Here is a 24,006-nt window from a genome sequence, read left to right as displayed (position 1 = left end):
TGCGTCAGCCGGTCGCCCCGCTAGAATCCCCGGCTGCCTTGAGGAGACGCCCATGCTGCCTTTATTACTCGCATCCAGCTCGGTTTATCGCCGGGAATTGCTCAGCCGCCTGCACGTGCCGTTCATCTGCAGCTCGCCGGATATCGACGAAAGCCACCGTGCAAATGAATCCGCCGTCGACCTGGTCAAGCGCCTGGCCGAAGAGAAAGCTCGCGCCCTCGCCGCACGTCATCCAGGCCATTTGATCATTGGCTCCGACCAAGTGGCCGCGCTCGACGGCCGGATCATCGGCAAGCCCCACACCTTCGAGAACGCCCGCGAACAATTGCTGGCAGCCAGCGGCAAGCGTGTGAGCTTTCTGACGGGCCTGGCACTGCTGAACAGCGAGACAGGGCACTGCCAGGTCGACTGTGTGCCGTTTACCGTGCACATGCGTGAGCTGGACGTTGAGCGTGTTGAGCGCTATCTGCGGATCGAGCAGCCGTATGACTGCGCAGGGAGCTTCAAGGCTGAAGGCTTGGGTGTGAGCCTGTTCCAGAGCACCGAAGGGCCGGACTCGACCAGCTTAGTGGGCCTACCATTGATACGACTGGTCGACATGCTGCTGGCCGAAGGCGTGCAAATCCCCTAAGCCCACCACCAAACTACTGTGGGAGCTGGCTTGCCTGCGATAGCGGTGGTCCTGCCACTATAAATGTCGACTGGCCAACTGCTATCGCGGGCAAGCCCGCTCCCACATGTGAATCGATGCACCTGCTGGATCAGCGCAGGCTCGGGCCTTGGAAGCCCATGTAGAACGCCAGCTTCTCGGCCACGCTGGCACCCAGCCGCTTGGAGAAGCGATCAAACGGCGATTCCTCAACCGTGAAATCCACCAGCTCTTTCTCGCCAATCACATCGCGCGCCACCGAGCTGGCACTGCCCAGGCCATCGATCAAGCCCAGCGGCAACGCCTGCTCGCCCGACCACACCAGCCCGGAGAACAGCTCCGGATGGTCTTTGTCCTTGAGGCGATCACCGCGCCCCTGCTTCACGCTGGCGATGAATTGACGGTGGGTGGTGTCGAGCACGCCCTGCCAGAACTGGGTTTCATCGGCCTTTTGCGGCTGGAACGGGTCGAGGAAGGCCTTGTGCTCACCCGAGGTGTAGGTGCGACGCTCCACGCCGAGCTTCTCCATGGTGCCGACAAAGCCGTAACCGGCCGCCGTTACACCGATGGAACCGACAAGGCTGGCCTTGTCGGCATAGATCTGGTCAGCAGCGCTGGCGATGTAATAGGCGCCCGAGGCACCCAGGTCGGAAATCACCGCGTACAGCTTGATATCCGGGTGCAGGCCGCGCAGACGACGAATCTCGTCATACACATAACCCGATTGCACCGGGCTGCCGCCAGGACTGTTGATGCGCAGGATCACACCCTTGACCTTGGGATCTTCGAACGCGGCACGCAGGCTGCTGACAATATTGTCGGCGCTGGCCGACTCCTTGTCGGCAATCACCCCGCGCACTTCAATCAGGGCGGTGTAGTTGGCGCCGCGGGTTGCGCTTTTTTCCATGTCCATCAACGGGCTGAACAACGCGAGCATGGCAATAAGCCAGACAAAGGTCAGCAACTTGAAGAAAATCCCCCAACGCCGTGCCCGGCGCTGCTCCTGGACACTGGCCAGGAGGGTTTTCTCCAGCAGCTTCCAGCTCTTGTCATCACTGCTATCGGCCTTTTCGGGCGCTTTCCACTCGTCACTCATGCCATTAACCCCAGCAAAGACTTATCGGGCCTGGCTGAGCCAGGCCTGCAGTTCAGAAAAATGATCAATCGTCAGCCTGGGCTCGTATTGCTGCAAGGCTTCAGCTGCCTGGGCACCGTAGCTGACCGCCACGCTGTCCATGCCGGCATTGCGCGCCATCATCAGGTCGAAAGAAGCATCGCCCACCATCAGTGCCTGGCGCGGCGCTACACCACAATGCGCCAGGATCTGCTCAAGCATCAGAGGGTGAGGTTTGCTGGCAGTTTCATCCGCGGCGCGGGTGATATCGAAGAAGTCTTCAAAACCATGCGCCTTGAGCACCCGATCCAGCCCGCGACGGGCCTTGCCGGTGGCAACAGCGAGGTGATACCCCTCGGCGCGAAACGCTTCCAACGACTGCATCACGCCCTCGAACAACGGCGAAGGCGTGGCCTCCAGCGCAATGTAGTGATCGGCGTAATGGTCGCGGAACGCCACCAGCTCAGCGTCGCTGATCTGCGGGTACAGGGTGCGAATCGCCTCGGGCAAGCCCAGGCCGATAATGCCCTTGACCGCCAGGTCGCTGCACAGTGCGTAGCCGGAACGGGTCGAAGCGGCGTGCATCGACTCGACAATCCGGCCAATGGAATTACACAGGGTGCCGTCCCAATCGAAAATCAGCAGTTTGTAATCAAGGTGCGACACTCAAACGCTCCACGGTCTTGGCCCACATCTCATCGACCGGCGCCTGCAGCTTCAGCTCGCCGCCGTCGGGCAGCGGGACAGTGAGCATGTAGGCGTGCAGGAACAGGCGCTTGCCGCCCAGGTCGCGGATCTCCTTGGAGAAATCCTCATCGCCGTACTTGGTGTCACCGGCAATGCAGTGGCCTGCGTGCAGCGTGTGGACGCGAATCTGATGGGTACGCCCGGTGACCGGCTTGGCCTCGACCAGGGTGGCGAAATCGCCGAAACGGCGCAGCACCTTGAACAGGGTCAGGGCTTCTTTGCCCTCCTCGTCCACTTCGACCATGCGCTCGCCGGAACGCAGGTTGCTCTTCTGCAACGGCGCACGAACGCTCGTGATCGAACTGGCCCAGTTGCCGCGCACCAGCGCCATGTAGCGCTTGTCCACGCCATCGCCACGCAGGGCGGTGTGCAGGTGGCGCAACATGCTGCGCTTTTTGGCAATCATCAGCAGGCCGGAGGTGTCACGGTCCAGGCGGTGGACCAGCTCCAGCTCCTTGGCATCCGGGCGCAACTGACGAAAGGCTTCGATCACGCCGAAATTCAGGCCGCTGCCGCCGTGAACCGCAATGCCGCAGGGCTTGTTGATCACGATCAGCTTGTTATCTTCGAAGACAATCGAGGCTTCAAGGCGCTGCAACAGGCCCTGGGCCAACGGCACAGGCTCGTCGCGTTCTGGCACGCGCACCGGTGGCACGCGGACGATATCGCCCGCCTGCAACTTGTACTCGGGCTTGATGCGGCCCTTGTTCACGCGCACTTCACCTTTACGCAAGATGCGGTAAATCAAGGTCTTGGGCACGCCTTTGAGCCTGGCCAGGAGAAAATTGTCGATGCGTTGGCCGGCATATTCCGGCGAGACCTCGAGCAGCTGGACGCTGGGGGTCTGGGGGGCGGTAGTCGTCATGGCGGCGATGATAACAATTTTTTATGGAATTGAAGCACTTAATCATTACTGCTATAGTCGCGAACGCCGCCAAAAGCGGCCTGGACAGAGGACTTGCGGCAAACTGCCGGCCCTGACCATCGCAATTCATCAGGACGCGAGGCCGTCCTACGGGGCTTTCGCCACCCTGGAAGGCTCGAGATTGTAACAAGCGCAGGTGACATGAGGCCTGAAGCGAGTGCAGAAAGCAGAGTGAATACTCGCATTCTGCGCCGATATTTACGGCCAGTTCACAAAGTGCAGTCAGTCTTGGGCCAGACCATGGCGAATGTTTCGGAAACAACGCCTGTTAAGAGCTGAGTGAGAGCGCAGTCGCCCACACCTAGTCTTGTTTAGCCATGAGCGTGGACTCCCCATTGGAGAACACGGTAAATGCCAACCCGCTGCGGATTCTGCGCGCGGCAGCACCCGAATTATCAGGGATACGTGTAGGGTGGAGATGCACAACCGTCGGACCGTGTAGCACTAGGCTTATATTTAGACGCTTCATCTCGTCCACAGTCGCCGGTTGATTCCTCCTCCTGACCTTAGCTTTTGTTGAAGTGGTGCCTTTGTCACCACCGCTAACAAGCAGGACGCGTCCGTCGCGATACCGGCCCAATTGGCAGGTTTTGCTGGACACTGGAGTGGCCAACCACTCTTGACGCACCTGACACCGACCGTGAGAAGTCGTGTGTGCCGAACGCCGTTTCCGGCAGCCCGGAAACCGACGGTACAACATGAAAAGAATGCTGATTAACGCAACTCAACCCGAAGAGTTGCGTGTTGCACTGGTAGATGGCCAACGCCTCTACGACCTGGACATCGAATCCGGTGCACGCGAGCAAAAGAAGGCCAACATCTACAAAGGCCGTATTACTCGCATCGAACCAAGCCTTGAGGCTGCCTTTGTCGATTTCGGCTCCGAGCGCCACGGCTTCCTGCCCCTCAAAGAAATCTCCCGCGAATACTTCAAGAAAGCCCCTGAAGGCCGCGTGAACATCAAGGACGTCCTGAGCGAAGGCCAGGAAGTCATCGTCCAGGTCGAAAAAGAAGAACGTGGCAACAAGGGCGCCGCCCTGACCACCTTCATCAGCCTGGCCGGTCGTTACCTGGTACTGATGCCGAACAACCCGCGTGCCGGCGGTATTTCCCGTCGCATCGAAGGCGAAGAGCGCAACGAACTGCGTGAAGCGCTGAACGGTTTGATCGCACCGGCCGACATGGGCCTGATCGTTCGCACTGCCGGCCTGGGTCGCAGCAGCGAAGAAATGCAGTGGGACCTCGACTACCTGCTGCAACTGTGGACCGCCATCAAGGAAGCGTCCCTGGATCGTTCCGCGCCATTCCTGATCTACCAGGAAAGCAACGTGATCATCCGCGCTATCCGCGATTACCTGCGCCAGGACATCGGCGAAGTGCTGATCGACAGCGTTGAAGCCCAGGACGAAGCCCTGACCTTCATCCGCCAGGTAATGCCGCAGTACGCCAGCAAGATCAAGCTCTACGAAGACAGCGTGCCGCTGTTCAACCGTTTCCAGATCGAAAGCCAGATCGAGACCGCTTTCCAGCGCGTCGTCGAACTGCCTTCCGGCGGCTCCATCGTGATCGACCCGACCGAAGCCCTGGTGTCCATCGACATCAACTCGGCGCGCGCCACGAAAGGTAGCGACATCGAAGAAACCGCCCTGCAGACCAACCTGGAAGCGGCTGAAGAAATCGCCCGCCAGCTGCGCCTGCGTGACATCGGCGGCCTGATCGTGATCGACTTCATCGACATGACCCCCGCCAAGAACCAGCGCGCCGTGGAAGAGAAAGTCCGCGAATGCCTGGAAGCCGACCGTGCCCGCGTGCAAGTTGGCCGCATTTCGCGCTTCGGCCTGCTGGAAATGTCCCGTCAGCGCCTGCGCCCATCCCTGGGTGAGAGCAGCGGCATCGTTTGCCCACGCTGCAACGGCACCGGCATCATCCGTGATGTTGAATCGCTGTCGCTGGCGATCCTGCGCCTGATCGAAGAAGAAGCCCTGAAAGACCGCACCGCCGAAGTCCGCGCGCAAGTGCCGATCCCGGTTGCAGCCTTCCTGCTCAACGAAAAACGCAACTCGATCACCAAGATCGAACTGCGCACCCGTGCCCGCATCGTGATCCTGCCGAACGATCACCTCGAGACCCCGCACTTCGAAGTGCAGCGCCTGCGCGACGACAGCCCGGAAGCCCACAGCGGCCAGTCCAGCTACGAAATCGCCGCTGCCGCTGCCGAAGTGGAAGAAGTCCAGCCAGCCGCTGCGACCCGCACCCTGGTTCGCCAGGAAGCAGCCGTGAAGACGGCACCGGCGCGTGCCAACGCACCGGTACCGACTGAAGTTGCCGCCCCGGTTGCCGCGCCGGCCGCCCTGCCTGAGCCAAGCCTGTTCAAGGGCCTGGTGAAGTCGCTGGTCAGCCTGTTCGCCACCAAGGAAGAGCCGGCCGCGCCGGTGGTGGTTGAAAAACCTGCCGCTGAGCGTCCAGCCCGTAACGAAGAGCGTCGCAACGGTCGCCAGCAAAGCCGTAACCGCAACGGTCGCCGTGACGAAGAGCGCAAGCCTCGCGAAGAACGTGCTCCACGTGAAGAACGCGCACCCCGCGAAGAGCGCGCGCCACGCGAAGCCCGTGAAGACACACCAGCCGTAGCCCGTGAAGAACGCGCACCGCGTGAAGAGCGCGCACCGCGTACTCCACGTGCACCGCGTGAAGATCGCAAGCCACGTGGCGAGCGTGAAGAACGCGTGCGTGAACTGCGCGAGCCGCTGGACGCTGCACCTGCCGTTGCCGCTGCTGCCGGCGCTGTCGCTGCTGAAGAGCGTCCAGCTCGCCAGCCACGCGAAGAGCGCGCCCCTCGCGAAGAGCGCCAGCCGCGCCCACCGCGTGAAGAGCGCCAGCCGCGTGCCGAGCAAGCCGCTGCTGCCAGCGAAGAAGAAGTGCTGACCGGCGAAGAGCAACTGCAGGACGACGGTCAGGACAACGCCGAAGGCGATCGTCCACGCCGCCGCTCCCGTGGCCAGCGTCGTCGCAGCAACCGTCGTGAGCGTCAGCGTGATGCCAACGGCAATGTGATCGAAGGCTCGGAAGAAGCCGGCGAAAACGCAGAAGCCGCGACCAGCGAACCGACCGGCGCCGAACTGGCTGCAGGTCTGGCCGTTACCGCTGCAGTGGCCAGCTCGGTGATCAGCGCCCCTGCTGAAGCCCAGGCGCACGAGCAAGCTGAACGCGCTACCGCCGCTGTCGAAGAAACCGTTGTGGTTGAAGCACCTGTCGCGCACACCCCAGTGGAAGAAGCGCCAGCTGTTGAAGCACCGGTCGTAGAAGCCACCACCCCGATCGAAGCCCCAGTGGTGCCGGAAGTGGAAGTGGCTCCGGTGGTTCGCGAAGTTCGCGAAGCCCAGCCGGAAGCCGAAGTGGCCGCTATCGAGCCAGCACCGGTGGTTGAGCCTCAGCCTGTGATTGAAGCCGCCGTTGAAGCACCAGCTGAAGCCCCGGTTGTCGAAGAGGCTGCCCCGGCAGTGCGTGAAGTTCGCGAAGAACAGACCGCCTTCCAGTGGACGGCCCCTGAGCCAGCCGCCCCGGTTGAAGCGCCAGCACCTGCCCCTGTGGTAGAGCAAGCGCCAGCGCCGGTGGTCGAAGCCGTGGTTGCCGAGCCTGCGCCGGTGGTCGAGCCTCAGCCAGTGGTTGAAGCGCCAGTGGTTGCCGAAGTCGCCGCTCCGGTGGTTGAAGCAGCACCTGCCAGCGCCCTGACCGAAAATGGTCGTGCGCCGAACGATCCACGTGAAGTGCGCCGTCGTCGCAAAGAAGCCGAGGCCGCCGCTGCAGCAGCTGCTGCCGCCGAAGCACCGGCCCCGGCCGCTGAAGCCGTGGTTGAACACACTGCCCCGATCGTCGACGAAGCCCCGCGCGCCGTCGAAGAAGTGGCAGAGCACCACCCAAAGGCCCTGGAAGAAGAGCACGAGCCTAAACCTCTCGTCTGATTCCAACCGCCACTAAAAAGCCCCGCCTGAGTGATCAGGCGGGGCTTTTTATTGAGCGCAAGAAACCAAGCTTTATCCCTGGAATCCATTCGCCTGCAGGCGCTGGCTGGCCGGCTCCTACCGTTGGATGGGGGAGAAATTCAAACTCTGCGGCAGGTCGACGTCCCAGAGTACGCCCGGATCATCTACCGACACCTCGCTGACGGTCGCCTGTGCAAACAGCGGCCTGGCCCCTCGGTCACCGGTCAGCGCCATCAGGCCCGGTGCCAGCGCCCGGTCAAACGCCACGGGATGCCCATACTGCCCATCCTGCAGCGGCACGCTGATACCGCCCTCCTCCAGCGCAGCGATCACCCGCTCGATGCTCGACGACTGCACAAACGGCATATCCCCCAGCACCACCAGCCAACCTTCAGCGGTGCCACTGGCCGCGACGGCCGCCGCAATGCTGTCGCCCATCCCTGCTGAATCCAGCAGCAACACTTCGCAGCCGTAGGCTTGCGCCAAGCGAATCACCTCAAGGCGCTCCGGCGAAGTCACCACCCAGCGTTTTACCACCCGCGGCGGCAGCGCCAAAAGCACCTGTTCGATCACCGGCCGCGTCACGCCATCCAGGCCGACGCAATCGGCGAGCAACTTGTCTTGATCGGCGCCGGCCTCGGCACGAAAACGACGGCCCTGGCCGGCCGCCAAAACAATCGCGGTAATCGTCACTCCGCCACCACCGGCAGCGGCTTTTTCTGCATTGGCGCTACGCCATTCTTGATCGCGACAATTTCCGCCATCAGCGACAACGCGATCTCCGACGGCGTATGGCTACCGATATGCAAACCAATCGGCCCGTGCAAACGCGCGATTGCCTCGGCAGACAAGCCCAGCGCCGCGAGGTTTTCCCGGCGCTTCTGGCTGTTGACCCGTGACCCCAGCGCGCCGATGTAGAACGCGCTGGAATTCAACGCCGTCAGCAAGGCCATGTCGTCCAGCCGCGGGTCGTGGGTCAGGCAGACGATAGCGGTGCGCTCATCGGTCTGGATATTCAACACAGCCTCATCCGGCATGCCCGGCACAAAGCGGCCATGCTGCTCTTCCCAGCCGTAGACAAATTCGTCGCGTGGGTCGCAGATAAGGACTTCGAAATCCAGCAAGCGCGCCATTTCCGCCACGTAGCGTGACAGCTGCCCGGCACCGATCAACAGCAGGCGCCAGCGCGGGCCGTAGATGGCCCGCAAGCGCTCGCCATCAAAGCTGACGATGTCGGTCTTGCTCGCGCTGCTCAGGGTCACGGCGCCAGTGGCCAGGTCCAACTCGCGGGCGACAATTTCATGCGCTTCGCAGCGCGCCAGCAATTGCGCGACCCAGTCCCAATCCTGCACACGCTCCTCGGTCAGGCGCAGCGTGCCGCCGCAAGGCAGGCCGAAGCGCGCCGCTTCATCGCGGGTGACGCCGTAGGTGACCAACTGCACCGGCGGTCCGTCACCGGCCAGGCGGCCGTCCTGCAAGCGCGCAATCAGGTCATCCTCGATGCAACCGCCGGACACCGAGCCGATCACCACGCCGTCGCCACGCAGCGCCAACATGGCCCCCGGCGGCCGTGGTGCACTGCCCCAGGTCTGGACCACGCTGTACAACACCACCGGCTGACCGGCGCGACGCCATTCGAGCACGCTGCGCAAGACATTCAGATCCACACTGTCCATCAACACTCCTGCAAGCGTGCAGCGCAGCCAAGCGGCTGGCCAATGGATTTTAGAACGGGCAACCCTGCGCGAGTTTCATCAGCGTAGACCGACCCAGGTGAATGGCAGTCCGATAAAGACGGGCTTCAATGCAATCTGATGAAGTGTTTACTTAATGTAAATCAAAAAATCGAAAAAGTGATCCACCCGAAACGCAAACGCCCCGAACAAGTCGGGGCGTTTGTGCGAAGCGTCGGTGTCAATTCACACCGGGAAGCGCTTACTTCACCGAAGCAGGAGCAGGACCTTCGGCGACGCCCAGGTCATCTTCCACACGGGTGTCGGAGATGCCGGTACCGCCGGAAGCCAACTCGCTGTGGAGCTTGTCGGTGTCCAGTTCCTTGACCCACTTGGCCACGACGATGGTGGCAACGGCGTTACCGACCAGGTTGGTCAGCGCGCGGGCTTCGGACATGAAGCGGTCGATACCCAGGATCAGCGCCAGGCCGGCAACCGGCAGGTGGCCGACGGCCGACAGGGTTGCAGCCAGTACGATGAAGCCGCTACCGGTCACGCCTGCAGCGCCTTTGGAGGACAGCAGCAGCACCAGCAGCAGGGTGATCTGGTGGGTGATGTCCATGTGGGTGTCAGTCGCCTGGGCGATGAACACGGCAGCCATGGTCAGGTAGATCGAAGTACCGTCGAGGTTGAACGAGTAGCCAGTCGGGATCACCAGGCCTACAACGGACTTCTTCGCGCCCAGGCGCTCCATCTTGATCAGCATGCGTGGCAGTGCGGATTCGGAGGAGGAAGTACCCAGCACGATCAGCAGTTCTTCACGGATGTAGCGAACCAGCTTCAGCACGCTGAAACCGTGCGCGCGGCAGATGGCGCCCAGCACCACGACCACGAACAGGATGCAGGTGATGTAGAAGCAGATCATCAGCTGGCCCAGTTGCACCAGCGAACCGACACCGTAGGCACCGATGGTGAACGCCATGGCGCCCAGGGCACCGATTGGGGCGAGCTTCATGATCATGTTGATGATGTTGAACATCACGTGCGCGAAGCGATCGATGAAGTCCAGGACCGGCTTGCCGTAGGCACCCAGGCGATGCAGGGCGAAACCGAAGATCACCGAGAACATCAGCACTTGCAGGATGTCACCGTTGGCGAACGCACCGACGATAGTGTTCGGGATCACATTGAGGATAAAGCCAACCACGCTCTGGTCTGCACCGGCAGTCACGTAGGCCGCGACTTTGGAGGCGTCCAGGGTCGCCACGTCGATGTGCATGCCGGCGCCCGGTTGCACAACGTTGACGACGATCAGGCCGATCAGCAGGGCGATGGTGGAAACGATTTCGAAGTACAGCAGCGCGTAGCCGCCGGTTTTGCCGACCGATTTCATGCTTTGCATGCCAGCGATGCCGCTGACAACGGTGCAGAAGATGATCGGGGCGATGACCATTTTGATCAGCTTGATAAAGCCGTCACCCAGTGGCTTGAGGGCCACGCCGGTCTGTGGGTAGAAGTGACCGAGCAAAATACCGATAACGATTGCAACGATCACCTGGAAATACAGGGATTTGTAGATTGGCTGACGAGTCGTCATTGCAAAGTTCCTCAATCGTCCCGTGTGGCAAATATCCGCCATTGCCCACGACACTTGAATTGCGAACCCTCCTGCACTGGAGGGATTTGTTGTTTGCGAGGCTTGTAGGACCAGGCCTGCGCTGTTGTATGTATCGCAAACGGCGTGCCAGCTTTGGTAAAAATCCTACAGGCCTTTAGACATCAGGGCTGGGGGATTTCCGGCCCCTTCTAACGCAGGCAAACAGGTGGCGGATTTCCGCCCACTCGCCCAATCCCGTCCTACAATTTGGCGGATATCCGCCTTGTCCCTCTCCCAGGGGGTGGCTACCATCGGCCACTCCATGGACGAGGCCTTCGCATGCGTGAACGTACCATCGCCAGTCATTACGCCCGGGCGGCCCTCGGCGGTGCACGCCGAGCCGGCTACGATTATTCGGGCCTGTTGTTGCAGGTCGGTATTACCCCGCAATTACTGAGCGAACCTCGCGCCCGTATTGCACCGGAGCAATTTACCCGACTGCTGCAAATGCTCTGGCTGGCGCTGGACGACGAATACCTGGGCTTTGCCGACGGCCCAAGCAAACGCGGCACTTTCGCCATGATGTGCCACGCGCTGATCCACTGCCGCACCCTGGAGAAAGCGCTGGAACGCGGCTTATTATTTTATAGCCTATTCCCACAAGGTCCGCGCTGGCAGCTGACCCGCGAAGGCGACATGGCCCGCTTGAGCCTCGACGACTCGCAACTGTGGGACCCGGACCATTTCCTCAGCGAATGCCTGCTGGTGATCTGGCACCGCCTGGGCAGTTGGCTGATCGGCCAACGGATTCGGCTGCACCAGGCCACATTCAGCTACCCGATGCCGGCCCATGCCACTGAATACGACCTGCTGTTTCCGTGCACCCTGGTGTTCGGCGCCTCGAGCAGCAGCCTGGTATTTCCCAGCCGCTACCTGAGCCTGCCGCTGCTGCAGGACGAGCGTACGCTCAAGCACTTCCTGGAACGCTCGCCGGCGGATTTGCTGTCGCGCCCCGATGAGGGCGACAGCCTGAGCAGCCAACTGCGGCGCCTGCTGAGCCGCGACCGCACGCCCTGGCCGGACCTGGAAGCCGTCGCCCAGCACCTGCACATCAGCCCGCAAACCCTGCGCCGGCATCTGCGAGAGGAAGGCACCAGTTTCCAGGCACTCAAGGATGAGCTGCGGCGGGACATCGCCATCTATCACCTGGGGCGGGCGGATCTGTCATTGCAGGAGATCGCCGAGCAGTTGGGATTTTCCGAACCGTCGGCGTTTCATCGGGCGTTCAAGAAGTGGACGGGGCTGACGCCGGGGGCGTACCGCGCGCAGGAAAGTTAGAGGTGTGTTGCCGGCGATGAGGCCGTCACCGCCGATAAAGCTCACACCGCCGGAAAGTGAATCTTGAACGCCGCCCCACCCAATGGTGAATCACCCAGGGTCAGCCGCGCGCTGTAGCTTTCAATGATGTCCTTGACCACCGCCAGGCCAATGCCCTGCCCCGGATGCTGGCGGTCCAGCCGCTCGCCCCGCTGCAGGATCCGTGCACGCTGATCCGGTGGCACCCCGGGCCCATCGTCCTCAATGCACAGCTCGGTGCCTTCCAGGCTTTCCACCAGGCTGATGCGCACTTCGCTCAGGCACAGCCGGTAGGCGTTTTCCAGCAGGTTACCGAGCAATTCGAGCAAGGCGCCTTTCTCGATCGGTACGTCGCACTCTTCCGGCAGATCAAAAGACACGGTCACGCGTTTGTCGCGGTAGACCTTGTCCAGCGTGTCGCACAGGCTTTGCAGCACCGGTTCCAGGCGCACCTGGTGGCGTACCAGACCGCTTTTGCGCAGGCTCGCGCGCTGCAACTGGTAGCTGATCTGCTGGCTCATGCGCTCGATCTGCGATTGCAGGACCCAGGCCTGGTCGCGGTCTTCCGGACGCTGGGCCATGTCCTCGCTTACGCCCTGCAATACTGCCAGCGGGGTTTTCAGGCTGTGGGCCAGGTCGTCGAGGGAGTCGCGATAGCGCGCCCGTTGCTCGCGCTCGCTGTGCAGCAAACGGTTGAGCGAGCCGGTCAGGCGCAGCAGTTCGCGGGGATGTTCTTCGCTGAGGCTTTCGCGGGTGCCGCCTTCGATCTGGTCGAGTTCCTGGCTCAGGCGCCGCAAGGCTTGCAGGCCCCAGGTCAGGCCCAGCCATAGCAACGTCAGCAGCACCAGCAAGGCTGCGCCGAAGCCCAGGTACAGGTTTTCGCGCAGGCCTTCGAGGGTCAGCTGATATTCGCGCACCGGCTGCAGGGCGACGATACTGAACGCCGCGCTCTTGCCGCCGAGCAGCTTGACCTCGACGTCATAGACAAAGAATTCCTGGCCGTTGGCTTCGCGAATCCGCGCAAATTCATTGCCGCGTCCGTCATAGCGCGGCTTGTAGTTGATGTTTTCTTCTTTGGTCGCCCGCGAGCGCCACACCAGATGGCCCTCACGGTCGTAGATGTAGCCCAACAGGCGGCTGTCAGTCAGGTTGAAACGTTCGTCAGGCAACTGCGCCGGCATCAGTAGCCGGTTGTTTTCGACGCGTGCCGCCGAAATCAGGGTAGTGACATCCGACGCCAGGCGCTGCTCGATGGAATCCTGCAACGCCAGGCTGAACGCCCCCTGCATGGCCGGCAACAAACCCAGCATGAACAGCACGGCCAGGGTGGCGGCCGCCAGCATTAAGCGCACGCGTAGCGAGCGAATCAACGGCAGCGCTCATTGAACAGGTAGCCCAGGCCGCGCACGGTGTCGATCGGCTTGAACCCCGCCGGGCCTTCGAGTTTGCGGCGCAGGCGGCCGACCAGCACTTCGATCACGTTTGGATCGCGCTCGTCGTCATCGGGGTAGAGCTGCTCCATCAAACGGTCCTTGGCCACCACTTGCTGGTGATGGCGCATCAGGTATTCGAGGATCCGGTATTCGTAGGCGGTCAGTGCCAGCGGCTGTTCGTCAAGGGACGCCTGCTTGCGATTGAGGTCCAGCAGCAACGGCCCGGCGACGATGGTCGATTGGGTAAAGCCGCTGGAGCGGCGCAACAAGGCATTCATCCGCGCCTCCAGCTCTTCGAACTGGAACGGCTTGACCACGTAGTCGTCGGCGCCCGCCGCCAGGCCTTCGACCTTGTCCTGCCAGTTGCCGCGCGCGGTGAGGATCAGGATCGGGAAGGTCTTGGCCTGGGCGCGCAATTGGCGGATCAGGTCCAGGCCGCCCATGCCGGGCAGGCCGAGGTCAATGATCGCCAGGTCATGATTGAATTGGCCGGTCTGGTACAGGGCCTCTTCGGCGTTGGCCACGGCCTCGACCACATGCCCACTGTCGGTCAGGCGGGTAAACAGGTGATGACGCAGCAGCGCCTCATCTTCCACCACCAGCAATTTCATAAGGCTCTCCAAAGCAAATCAACTGTCCGACAGGGGGATATCATAGCGGCCCTGCAAGTCTTGCTGGCGCATTTTAATGCCATTGTACTGGCCGGTCAGGTGTTGATAACCGGCGCGATAGCCCTGCTGCGGGGCCGCAAGGCCCAGGGACTGGCCCCAAGGCGTGGGCTGGCTGCCCGCCTCTTCGAAACTCACACGCTGGATCAGCGTGCTGGTTTTCTTGGTTTTCTCACGACCGAATCCTGCAAAGGCGCCATCGGAGGCCTGGACCCCGGCAGTGGCACTCAGCATGGTCAACGCCAACATCAGCTTTTTGATCGCAGTCATGGTGTTACCTCATACGCGCAGGGCTGTGGTGTGTTGAGACCAGCCTACGCAAACGCCCCTGAACTCCCCCTGAACAGGCTCTGAACCTCGCCTGAACCGTTGCGGGCTATCCGGCGGCGCAGCAACTCGGCAAAATACCGCCCATGAATCCCCTACCCGCTTGCTGCACCCCACTCGATGCCCACTGGCCGCTGCCCGCCCCCTTGCCGGGCACGGTATTTCTCAGCACCCGGTTTGACCCGGCCTTGCTGGCTGACGGGGATTTCCAGCGCAGCGCCGTGCCGCCACCGCCGAGCATCCAGCGCTCGGTGGCCAAGCGCCAGGCCGAGTTTCTTGCCGGTCGACTGTGTGCCCGCGCTGCCCTGCAACGGCTGGATCACCTGGATTGTGTGCCGGCGATTGGCGACGACCGCGCACCGGTGTGGCCGGCGCATATCAGTGGCTCGATCACCCACAGCACCGGGCATGCCGCCGCGATTGTCGGGCACAAGGCGCAATGGCGCGGGCTGGGCATGGACCTGGAGAACATCCTGAGCCTGGAACGCGCGGAACGCCTGGCCGGGGAAATCCTGACCGCCGATGAACTGCAGCGCATGGCCGCCCTCCCTCGCGAACAGGTCGCCTTGCTGGTGACGCTGACGTTTTCGGCCAAGGAGAGTCTGTTCAAGGCGCTTTATCCGATCGTGCAGAAGCGCTTCTATTTCGAGCATGCCGAGGTGGTGGAGTGGTCAGAGGCCGGTCACCTGCGGCTGCGACTGCTGACGGATTTGTCCGAAGAGTGGTGCCATGGCAAGGAATTGACGGGGCAGTTTGCGCTGGATGACGGACAGCTGTTGAGCCTGGTGGCGGTAGGCGCCTGATAGGGCGCTGGCGCCGGCAAGGGAATGCACTGCAAATGCACGAGCCGGCTTGCCGGCGAGAGCACTATCAAGGCTTATCCTGGTCTCGCGGCCAACTCAGGCTAAAGCAAGCCCCACCCAAGTTGTTGCTCTTGCTGATCAACGCCCGCCCGCCGTGCCAATAAATGATCCGCCGCACAATCGACAACCCCAACCCATGCCCGCCAGAGGCGCGGGTGCGGCTGTCATCCAGGCGTAGGAACGGCGTGAAAATGCGCTCCCAGGCACTCTCCGGCACACCGGGGCCATCATCTTCCACATCGATACGGCAGCGCACCTGCCCCACCTGGTAACTGATCAAGACCTGGCCCTGGGCGTGGCGCATGGCATTGCTCACCAGGTTTTGCAGGGCGCGGTGCAGATAGCGCGGTTCGGCGTCGACCCAGGCGTCATCCCAATGCGCCGAAGACAGGCAAATGCCCCGACTCACCGCGACTTGAGGGCGCAGTGGCGATAATTCGCCGATGACCTGATCGAGCAGCGCATCGAGGTCGACCCGTTGGAAATTCAGCTCCGGCGCGCCCTGTTCCAGGCGCGCATACGTGAGCATCTCATCCACCAGGCCATCGAGGTCCTGGATATCGCTGTCCATGCCTTCCAGGTATTTGCGCCGGGCGTCAGCGGTGGTCGCGTCGCCGAGCATCTCCAGGCCAAAGCGCAGGCGCGCCACCGGGGTGCGCAGCTCATGGGACACCGCGCGCACCAGTTCGCGCTGGATGGCGAGCAATTGCTGCAAGTGCTCGGCCATGCCATTGAACGCCGCGGCCAGGCGCCCTACCGAGTCAGCACCCCGGGCTGGCACGCGCACCTCCAGGTTGCCCTTGGCGATACGCGTCGCGGCCGCTTCCAGGCCTTTGAGGCGCCGCTCCAGCTGACGCACCAATAGATAGACGATCAGGCCAATCAGGCTCAGGCCGATCAAGGCGATCAGGATCAGCCATTGCGCCGGGTAAGGATTCATTTGAAACAGTGGGCCGATTTCCAGCACCCAGGGCGTGCCGACCATGCCGGCGAAGACGCGGATCGAATCGCCGCCCTTGCCCAGGGCCATCACCGTATCGCCTTCCGACACGCGGCGACGCTGGTCTTCGTCCATGTCGGCCTGGTCGAGGGCCATCAGGTGCATCTCGAAGCCAAAACCCTTGGCTTCTTTTATAGCGGCCAGGCGTTGCGGCTGTTCGGCCACCGGGAAGCGCACCAGTTCATCGGCCAGCAGGTAAATCGTCGCACGGGCCAGTTGTTCGCTGATCTGCTGCACTTCGCCGGTCAACACCAGTTGCTCCCGCTCACTGACCAGGCGCAGCACGCGTGCCGCATGGGGGCCGGTCTGTTCTACCAGGACCTGACCGCGTTGCAGGCGATTGCGCTGGCTAAGGTCCAACTGGGCGTCGCTGAGGGTGCGCAATTGCAGCGGGATACCGAGCAGGCGCTCCCACACCGCCAGGGCGCGCTGACGCTCGATGGCGCTCATCGGCTGCAGGTTGTCACCCATCAGCGCGAAGGTGCCATGGGCCAGGCGCTCGCGGTATTGGCCGCTGCGCACCTCGTTGAGCAGGTGCAAGGCCAGCACACCGAGCAACGCCACCAGGATCAGCGCCGCACACATGCCGCCATAGATGCGCAGGAAGATCGAGTTCACAGCGGCAGATCAACGGCGGCTTCGGGGACGAACAGGTAGCCTTTGCTGCGAATGGTCTTGATCAGGCGCGGGTGGATCGGATCGTCGCCGATTTTCGGCCGGATCCGCGAGATGCGCACGTCGATGGAGCGGTCCTGGCCGTCATAGCCGATACCGCGCAGGGCGATAAAGATTTCTTCGCGGGACAGGATGCGCCCGGCATTCGCCACCAACAGCCACAGCAGGTCGAATTCGGCGCTGGTCAGTTCGATTTCGCCCGCGTGCAACCAGGCTTCGCGCAGGGCGTTGTCGACCACCAGCGGGCCGAACTGCAGGCGGCGCTGGTTCTCCACGGCGGCAGGTTCCGCCGGTTCGCTGCGCCGCAGCAGGGCCTGGATGCGGGCCAGCAACAGGCGCGGCCGCACCGGTTTGCACACATAGTCGTCGGCGCCCATGTCCAGGCCGAGCACCTGGTCCATGTCGTCGGTACGCGCGGTGAGCATCAGGATCACGCCATCGTAGTGCTCGCGAACCTTGCGGCAGATGCTCAGGCCGTCTTCCCCAGGCAACATCAGGTCGAGGATCACCAGGTCGGGTTGTTCGGCGATGATGCGTGCCGCCGCCAGGGCGCCGTCACTCTCGACCGAAACCCGCAGGCCATTGCTCTCCAGGTAATCACGGGTCAACTCGGCCAATCGCTCGTCGTCCTCGACAATCAATACCTGCCAGGCTTCCTGCTCCATGCGTGATCCTCGTTTTTATCAAGGGATTAGTCAGCCAGTGCCGTCAAAGGGGGGAGCGAGATTGCCCGATCCACCTGTTTGATCTGCGCCCGGCATACCTTATTTGTAATGTTTTGAGGGCATAACAAACCCCGATTGTAGCCATGCCCCAACCCTCAAGCACAAGCCGGGAAATCCATTCGGTGATCGCATTTTTTTGTGATAGGGTTCGCGCCCTCAAAAATCCAATCGGCTGTTTTTATCTTGGAATATTCGGTGACAAACGGCTGAATCCAGCAGTACTGCGGCCTACACGGCTGTTCCACGTTTCATACACATTTTACCCACAGCGTTATCCACAGGTAGTGCGTTGCTAAGCCCCCCAAAACGCATTATCTTGTAGCTCGGCGCTAAAAAAACCCTACATGTAGGGTTTTGAGCGAAAAGACCCAACACAAATCAGACAAGAAACTCAAGCCCTTTCTTGCTCCTGTTTGGTCTAACCAAAGCATTTTTTGAAAGCCCACACCGCGCACGCGGATGGCAACCGTTTCACGCTTCAACAGCGCAAAACGGTACGGGTGTTGCAGCGCTTGAACCGGGCGACTGTCACCCAACAGGAATACGGCCAGAGGCTTTTACGCCTTGAACCGAAGACTTCGGCATGGAAGCGGCGCGAATAGCTCCCTTCCTCCTGTCCCGAAGTTGTTATGCCAGGCCAAAGGCCTGTTGTAAGTGCTTCAGGACGGAACGGTGGGCACCGAGATGGTGCCCAAATAAATATAGAATGTGGAGACAACCCCCCATGCAAACCGACACAACTCGCGAGAACCCGCAAGGCTCCGTGCCGCAGGCTGCTGATTCGAACCTGGATCTGTCCGCCACCGCGCCCGGCCAATTGCGTGTGATCAAGCGTAACGGCACTGTCGTTCCTTACACCGATGACAAAATCACCGTCGCCATCACCAAAGCGTTTCTTGCAGTTGAAGGCGGCACCGCTGCCGCTTCGTCGCGCATCCACGACACCGTTGCCCGCCTGACCGAACAAGTCACCGCGACCTTCAAGCGTCGCATGCCATCGGGCGGCACCATCCACATCGAAGAAATCCAGGACCAGGTCGAACTGGCCCTGATGCGTGCCGGCGAGCAGAAAGTCGCTCGCGACTACGTGATCTACCGTGACTCGCGCGCCAAGGAACGTGCCGTACGTTCCCCGGCTGAAGAAGCTGCCGTGCAAGCGCACCCGTCGATCCGCATCACCCTGGCCGACGGCAGCTTCGCCCCACTCGACCTGGGCCGCCTGAACACCATCATCACCGAGGCCTGCGAAGGCCTGGAAGAAGTCGACGGTGACCTGATCCAGCGCGAAACCCTGAAGAACCTGTACGACGGCGTGGCCCTGACCGACGTCAACACCGCCCTGGTGATGACCGCCCGTACCCTGGTTGAACGCGAGCCGAACTACTCGTTCGTGACCGCGCGCCTGCTGATGGACACCCTGCGTGCCGAAGGCCTGGGCTTCCTGAAAGTCGCCGACAGCGCCACCCACCACGAGATGGCCGACCTGTACGCCAAGGCCCTGCCGGCCTACATCGCCAAGGGTATCGAATTCGAATTGCTGAACCCGGTCCTGGCCACCTTCGACCTGGAAAAACTCGGCAAGGCGATCAACCACGAGCGCGACCAGCAGTTCACCTACCTGGGCCTGCAAACCCTGTACGACCGTTACTTCATCCACAAGGACGGTATCCGCTTCGAACTGCCGCAAGTGTTCTTCATGCGCGTGGCCATGGGCCTGGCGATTGAAGAGAAGCAGAAAGAAGACCGCGCCATCGAGTTCTACAACCTGCTGTCGTCCTTCGACTACATGTCGTCGACCCCGACCCTGTTCAACGCCGGCACCCTGCGTCCACAGCTGTCCAGCTGCTACCTGACCACCGTGCCGGACGACCTGTCGGGCATCTACCACGCGATCCACGACAACGCCATGTTGTCCAAATTCGCCGGTGGCCTGGGCAACGACTGGACCCCGGTGCGTGCACTGGGGTCCTACATCAAGGGCACCAACGGCAAGTCCCAGGGCGTTGTACCGTTCCTGAAAGTGGTGAACGACACCGCCGTCGCCGTGAACCAGGGTGGCAAGCGCAAAGGCGCTGTATGTGCCTACCTGGAAACCTGGCACATGGACATTGAAGAGTTCATCGAGCTGCGCAAGAACACCGGTGATGACCGTCGTCGTACCCACGACATGAACACCGCCAACTGGATCCCTGACCTGTTCATGAAGCGCGTCTTCGATGACGGCAAGTGGACCCTGTTCTCGCCCTCCGAAGTCCCGGACCTGCACGACCTGACCGGCAAGGCCTTCGAAGAGCGCTACGAGTACTACGAAGCCCTCACCGAATACCCAGGCAAGGTCAAGCTGTTCAAGACCATCCAGGCCAAAGACCTGTGGCGCAAAATGCTCTCCATGCTGTTTGAAACCGGCCACCCATGGCTGACCTTCAAAGACCCGTGCAACCTGCGCAGCCCGCAGCAGCACGTCGGCGTGGTCCACAGCTCGAACCTGTGCACCGAGATCACCTTGAACACCAACAAGGACGAGATCGCCGTTTGCAACCTGGGCTCGATCAACCTGCCGAACCACATCGTCAACGGCAAGCTGGACACCGCCAAGCTGGAACGCACCGTCAACACCGCTGTACGCATGCTCGATAACGTGATCGACATCAACTACTACTCGGTGCCACAGGCGCAGAACTCCAACTTCAAGCACCGTCCGGTTGGCCTGGGCATCATGGGCTTCCAGGATGCGCTGTACCTGCAGCACATTCCTTACGGTTCGGATGCTGCGGTCGAGTTCGCCGACAAGTCCATGGAAGCGGTCAGCTACTACGCGATCCAGGCCTCCTGCGACCTGGCCGACGAGCGCGGTGCCTACGAGACATTCCAGGGTTCGCTGTGGTCCAAAGGCATCCTGCCGCTGGACTCGCAACAGATCCTGATCGAAGCCCGTGGCCAGAAGTACATCGATGTCGACCTGAACGAATCCCTGGACTGGGCGCCGGTACGTGCCCGTGTGCAGAAAGGCATTCGTAACTCCAACATCATGGCCATCGCGCCGACCGCGACCATCGCCAACATCACCGGCGTATCGCAGTCGATCGAACCGACCTACCAGAACCTGTATGTGAAATCGAACCTGTCGGGCGAATTCACCGTGATCAACCCGTACCTGGTTCGCGACCTCAAGGCCCGTGGCCTGTGGGACTCGGTCATGATCAACGACCTGAAGTACTACGACGGTTCGGTGCAGCAGATCGAGCGCATCCCGCAAGAACTTAAAGAGCTCTACGCGACTGCCTTCGAAGTGGACACCAAGTGGATCGTGGACGCCGCCAGCCGTCGCCAGAAGTGGATCGACCAGGCTCAGTCGCTGAACCTGTACATCGCCGGCGCATCGGGCAAGAAGCTCGACGTGACCTACCGCATGGCTTGGTACCGTGGCCTGAAAACCACTTACTACCTCCGTGCCCTGGCCGCGACCAGCACCGAGAAGTCGACCATCAACACCGGCAAGCTGAACGCTGTGTCCAGCGGTAACCACGGTGATGATTCGGTGCTCGCCGCCCCGGCCGGCCCGGCGCCAGTGCCAAAGGCCTGCGCGATTGACGAGCCGGATTGCGAAGCTTGCCAATAAGCTGAGCCCGCCCTGGGGCTAACCCCCCAAGGCTGAAAAGCCCCCGATACACTTAACGTGTATCGGGGGCTTTCTTTTGCCCGGTAAAAACCCCGTACGAGACTAGATCAACACGGTAGCTATACCCGATGCAGGCACGCCGCCCCGCTGTCCCCACAACTCAATGCGACCGTTAATCACCGCCATCGAATGACCGTTGTACTCCACTGTCCCGACTTTGCTGTTTCTCAAGTCGGCATCGGTCGCCGGCCTGTAAAGTCCCTTCAATCCCAAGCGGTCCAAGCCTTCCCGGGAGTACTCCCCATCGTTGAGGCTCTTCATGGCAGCCATGAAACTGCCCCCTGCCGTGCCGTCGTTGTTTTCCATCTGGGCCCGCTTGGCGCTCGCGGCAAACATGAAGTTGGCAGACGTTATCATCGAAGGATCATCGCCCTCGAATCGGGCCTCCTTTGCCGCCAGCTTGAATTCCTCCTTGGAAAAATGAACCTTGTATCCATCGCGCATCGTCACGTCATAGCCATCGCCCGCCTCTTTTACCTCCTTGAATACATCCGTAGGCTCCTTGCCATACCGCATCATGGCGGCCTTGATTGCGGAAACCGTCACACAATTGCCGTCAGGCCCTTGCTTGAAACCCGTCCAGATATTGCCCTGTTCTTTTCCAGTTCCCGGCTTTTGCCCGGGGTTACTGTTATCAGGCTTGTAGTTGAAATAATTCTGCCCTTTTGTGTAAGGCCGATTGCCCATTTGCTCGGCAGGACCAAACCCCGCAGGGTCCACTCTACCGCCGCCCCTACCCCCCCCTCCGCCACCTCCCGGCGGTGGCGTGTTCGGTGGTGGGACATCATCCGCATCGGGAAACCACTCCTTCAGCAGCCGCTTGAGAAGCTCAAGGTACTTGCTATCGGATTCTTCGATGAGCTTCTTGAGGATCTCCTTGAATTTTTCATCACCCAAATTCTCACGCAGTTCACTCAATTTGTTGCGCAAGTCCTGGGCCGACTGGGTTTTGCCGTCTTTCTCGGCGTCGAACAACTGTTGGAGGAACGACTTGACCGTCGATGCGTGATCCACAGGTTTAACGGGCGGCGAATCACCTCGCGCAACCCCAGCCACAGAGGCGGTACGCCGCGCCCCCGAGGCGGATACTCCTGAACTTCCCATCTTCGGCACTCCCACTGATTGGTGAGCCGACAAGGCTCTTGACCATCAGTGGCAAGACAGAAATGGAGTGTTCCTTCCCCAGAAATTCAACGCGTAACCTGTAGTGTCATGGGTTATTTTCCTACGCCCACAAAAAAGCCCCTCTTACGAGGGGCTTCTTGTCGAGCGCTTTTGCATCAGGTCATCTGAATGATGGTCTGCATGATGGTGCTCTGGGTGGAGATGGTCTTGGCGTTCGCCTGGTAGTTGCTCTGCGCCTTGATCAGGTCCACCAGCTCGTTGGTCAGGTTGACGTTGGAGTTCTCCAGCGAGTTGGCCACGATCGAACCCAAGGTCCCGGCTTGCGGGCTGTCATAACCCGGCTGGCCCGAGGCGAAGGTCTCTCTCCAGGTGGTGCCGCCAGAGGGCTGCAGGCCCTGTTCGTTGTTGAAGCTGGCCAGGGAGATCTGGCCGATAGCCTTGCTCTGCTGGTTGCTGAACGTGGCGAACAGTACACCGCTGCCGTCGATTTTCAGGCCGGTGATCTGGCCGGTGGCGTAGCCATCGGTGACCGGCGGGTTGCGGTAGCTGGCGGAGTTGTACTGGGTGATGTTACCCATGTTGACGGCAATACCGCCGGTGTTGGCAGCAGCACCGTTGTCCTTCCAAACGCCATCGACCAGGCCGCCCGGCTTCCAGTCGTCAATGGTCATGGTAGTGTCCTTGACGTTGGCGCCGACAATTTTTTCGAGCTTGCCAGAGGTATCAAAGGTCAGCGTAGACGGCACTGGGGCAACGGCACCGGTACCGCTGATCGGCGTGCCATCCGGGTTACGGCCGTCAATCAGCGTGTAGGACTGCCAGACGTTGCCATCGGTTTTAACCATGTACTGCACCATCGAGTGGGCGTTGCCCTGGGTATCGTAGAGCGTGGTGGAGTACTGGGTGTTGAAGCTGTCGGTCTTGGTCGGATCGAACGGGTGGTCCGTCTGATTGATCGGCAGGTCCGAAGAATTCAGGTTACTGGTGGAGTCCACTTTGGTGGACGCCTTCGGCGGCAGGTTCGCCAGGTTCAGCTGCAGGTCGACCAGGCCACCCTTGACGATTTTGCCATCGGCGTCCGCCGCGTAGCCTTGCAGGCGCGAAGTACCGGTGTTGTTAGTGATGTAGCCATCTTTGTCGGCACGGAACGCACCGCTGCGGGTGTATTCCAGCGAGCCGTCGCTGCCCTTCTGCACGAAGAAGCCGCCACCCTGGATCGCCATGTCCAGGATACCGCCGCTGTTGTTGACGTCACCCTGGGTGAACTGCTGCGACACAGCCGCCAGGTTCACACCATTGCCGATGCTGTTCTGGCCGGTGCCCAGTTTGGAGGCGGCGTAGATGTCCGCGAATTCCGCACGGGACGACTTGAAGCCAGTGGTCGCGACGTTGGCGATGTTGTTGCCGGTCACGTCCAGTTGTTTGTTGGCCGCATAGAGGCCGCTAAGGCCGATATTAAAAGACATGTTT

18 protein-coding genes are annotated in these 24,006 nt (G+C 61.3%); 5 read left to right on the top strand and 13 right to left on the bottom strand.

Going from position 1 to position 24,006, the window contains the following annotated elements:
- The first annotated feature begins 52 nt into the window (after positions 1–52).
- Positions 53–631 carry a nucleoside triphosphate pyrophosphatase gene (locus QMX97_RS08355; protein ID WP_262133379.1) on the top strand — a complete coding sequence of 193 codons (579 nt, stop codon included), beginning with the start codon at positions 53–55 and terminating at the stop codon, positions 629–631.
- Between the two features lie 130 nt (positions 632–761).
- Here the strand turns inward: QMX97_RS08355 and QMX97_RS08350 are convergent, their stop codons facing one another.
- From QMX97_RS08350 to rluC, 3 genes are read right to left on the bottom strand one after another with little or no spacing between them, the layout of a single operon-like run.
- Positions 762–1,745, bottom strand: coding sequence for a S49 family peptidase (locus QMX97_RS08350; protein WP_065909277.1), 984 nt, complete (start codon positions 1,743–1,745; stop codon positions 762–764).
- Positions 1,746–1,766: 21 nt separating this feature from the next.
- The gene (locus tag QMX97_RS08345; RefSeq protein WP_120449549.1) at positions 1,767–2,429 is read right to left on the bottom strand and encodes an HAD-IA family hydrolase; all 663 of its coding nucleotides are present in this window, start codon (positions 2,427–2,429) and stop codon (positions 1,767–1,769) included.
- Positions 2,416–3,375: a 23S rRNA pseudouridine(955/2504/2580) synthase RluC gene (rluC, locus tag QMX97_RS08340; RefSeq protein ID WP_282396692.1), complete on the bottom strand. Its 960-nt coding sequence runs from the start codon at positions 3,373–3,375 to the stop codon at positions 2,416–2,418. Before rluC ends, QMX97_RS08345 begins: the two co-directional genes overlap by 14 nt.
- 767 nt (positions 3,376–4,142) lie before the next feature.
- Between rluC and rne the strand changes: the two genes are divergently transcribed.
- On the top strand, positions 4,143–7,394 hold the full coding sequence (gene rne / locus QMX97_RS08335; protein WP_282396691.1) for a ribonuclease E: 3,252 nt from the start codon (positions 4,143–4,145) through the stop codon (positions 7,392–7,394).
- A 117-nt stretch (positions 7,395–7,511) separates the two neighbouring features.
- Here rne and QMX97_RS08330 read toward each other — a convergent pair whose 3' ends face one another.
- From QMX97_RS08330 to QMX97_RS08320, 3 genes are all read right to left on the bottom strand, one after another.
- Positions 7,512–8,108 (bottom strand): nucleotidyltransferase family protein, encoded by a 597-nt coding sequence (locus tag QMX97_RS08330; protein ID WP_282396690.1) that lies wholly within the window; start codon positions 8,106–8,108, stop codon positions 7,512–7,514.
- Positions 8,105–9,091: an XdhC family protein gene (locus QMX97_RS08325; protein WP_065909273.1), complete on the bottom strand. Its 987-nt coding sequence runs from the start codon at positions 9,089–9,091 to the stop codon at positions 8,105–8,107. The genes QMX97_RS08330 and QMX97_RS08325 overlap by 4 nt, the downstream gene beginning before the upstream one ends.
- A 259-nt stretch (positions 9,092–9,350) precedes the next feature.
- On the bottom strand, positions 9,351–10,685 hold the full coding sequence (locus QMX97_RS08320) for a dicarboxylate/amino acid:cation symporter (RefSeq protein ID WP_065909268.1): 1,335 nt from the start codon (positions 10,683–10,685) through the stop codon (positions 9,351–9,353).
- Between the two features lie 339 nt (positions 10,686–11,024).
- Here QMX97_RS08320 and QMX97_RS08315 point away from each other — a divergent pair, with 339 nt between their 5' ends.
- Entirely contained in the window at positions 11,025–12,023 is a 999-nt protein-coding gene (locus QMX97_RS08315; protein WP_065909264.1) for an AraC family transcriptional regulator, read from the top strand.
- A 41-nt stretch (positions 12,024–12,064) separates the two neighbouring features.
- Here the strand turns inward: QMX97_RS08315 and QMX97_RS08310 are convergent, their stop codons facing one another.
- Genes QMX97_RS08310 through QMX97_RS08300 form a run of 3 tightly spaced genes read right to left on the bottom strand, consistent with a single transcriptional unit; the run spans position 12,065 to position 14,412 of the window.
- Positions 12,065–13,411 (bottom strand): ATP-binding protein, encoded by a 1,347-nt coding sequence (locus tag QMX97_RS08310; RefSeq protein WP_065909262.1) that lies wholly within the window; start codon positions 13,409–13,411, stop codon positions 12,065–12,067.
- Positions 13,408–14,085, bottom strand: a complete 678-nt coding sequence (locus tag QMX97_RS08305; protein WP_065909260.1) for a response regulator — start codon at positions 14,083–14,085, stop codon at positions 13,408–13,410. Before QMX97_RS08305 ends, QMX97_RS08310 begins: the two co-directional genes overlap by 4 nt.
- 18 nt (positions 14,086–14,103) lie before the next feature.
- On the bottom strand, positions 14,104–14,412 hold the full coding sequence (locus QMX97_RS08300; RefSeq protein ID WP_106802855.1) for a hypothetical protein: 309 nt from the start codon (positions 14,410–14,412) through the stop codon (positions 14,104–14,106).
- Between the two features lie 143 nt (positions 14,413–14,555).
- Here QMX97_RS08300 and QMX97_RS08295 point away from each other — a divergent pair, with 143 nt between their 5' ends.
- Complete coding sequence (locus QMX97_RS08295) at positions 14,556–15,272, top strand: 4'-phosphopantetheinyl transferase (RefSeq protein ID WP_106802854.1); 717 nt, start codon at positions 14,556–14,558, stop codon at positions 15,270–15,272.
- Positions 15,273–15,339: 67 nt separating this feature from the next.
- Here the strand turns inward: QMX97_RS08295 and QMX97_RS08290 are convergent, their stop codons facing one another.
- Positions 15,340–16,950, bottom strand: a complete 1,611-nt coding sequence (locus tag QMX97_RS08290) for an ATP-binding protein (protein WP_106802853.1) — start codon at positions 16,948–16,950, stop codon at positions 15,340–15,342.
- Positions 16,947–17,672 carry a response regulator gene (locus QMX97_RS08285; RefSeq protein WP_282396689.1) on the bottom strand — a complete coding sequence of 242 codons (726 nt, stop codon included), beginning with the start codon at positions 17,670–17,672 and terminating at the stop codon, positions 16,947–16,949. Before QMX97_RS08285 ends, QMX97_RS08290 begins: the two co-directional genes overlap by 4 nt.
- Before the next feature lie 784 nt (positions 17,673–18,456).
- Between QMX97_RS08285 and QMX97_RS08280 the strand changes: the two genes are divergently transcribed.
- Positions 18,457–21,351, top strand: a complete 2,895-nt coding sequence (locus QMX97_RS08280; RefSeq protein ID WP_065909250.1) for a ribonucleoside-diphosphate reductase subunit alpha — start codon at positions 18,457–18,459, stop codon at positions 21,349–21,351.
- 102 nt (positions 21,352–21,453) lie between these two features.
- On the opposite strand, the gene QMX97_RS08275 is transcribed toward QMX97_RS08280, so the two are convergent.
- A complete protein-coding gene (locus QMX97_RS08275; RefSeq protein ID WP_282396688.1) occupies positions 21,454–22,515 on the bottom strand; it encodes a hypothetical protein in 1,062 nt (353 codons plus the stop codon).
- A gap of 176 nt (positions 22,516–22,691) precedes the next feature.
- Positions 22,692–24,002, bottom strand: coding sequence for a flagellar hook protein FlgE (gene flgE / locus QMX97_RS08270; RefSeq protein ID WP_065909246.1), 1,311 nt, complete (start codon positions 24,000–24,002; stop codon positions 22,692–22,694).
- Between the last annotated feature and the right edge of the window lie 4 nt (positions 24,003–24,006).

The sequence above is a fragment of the Pseudomonas sp. PS01298 genome, from assembly GCF_029959745.1.
Classification (GTDB): domain Bacteria; phylum Pseudomonadota; class Gammaproteobacteria; order Pseudomonadales; family Pseudomonadaceae; genus Aquipseudomonas; species Aquipseudomonas aylmerensis.
Note: the sequence above shows the minus strand (reverse complement) of the source record. Positions and strands in the feature narration are given on the sequence as shown.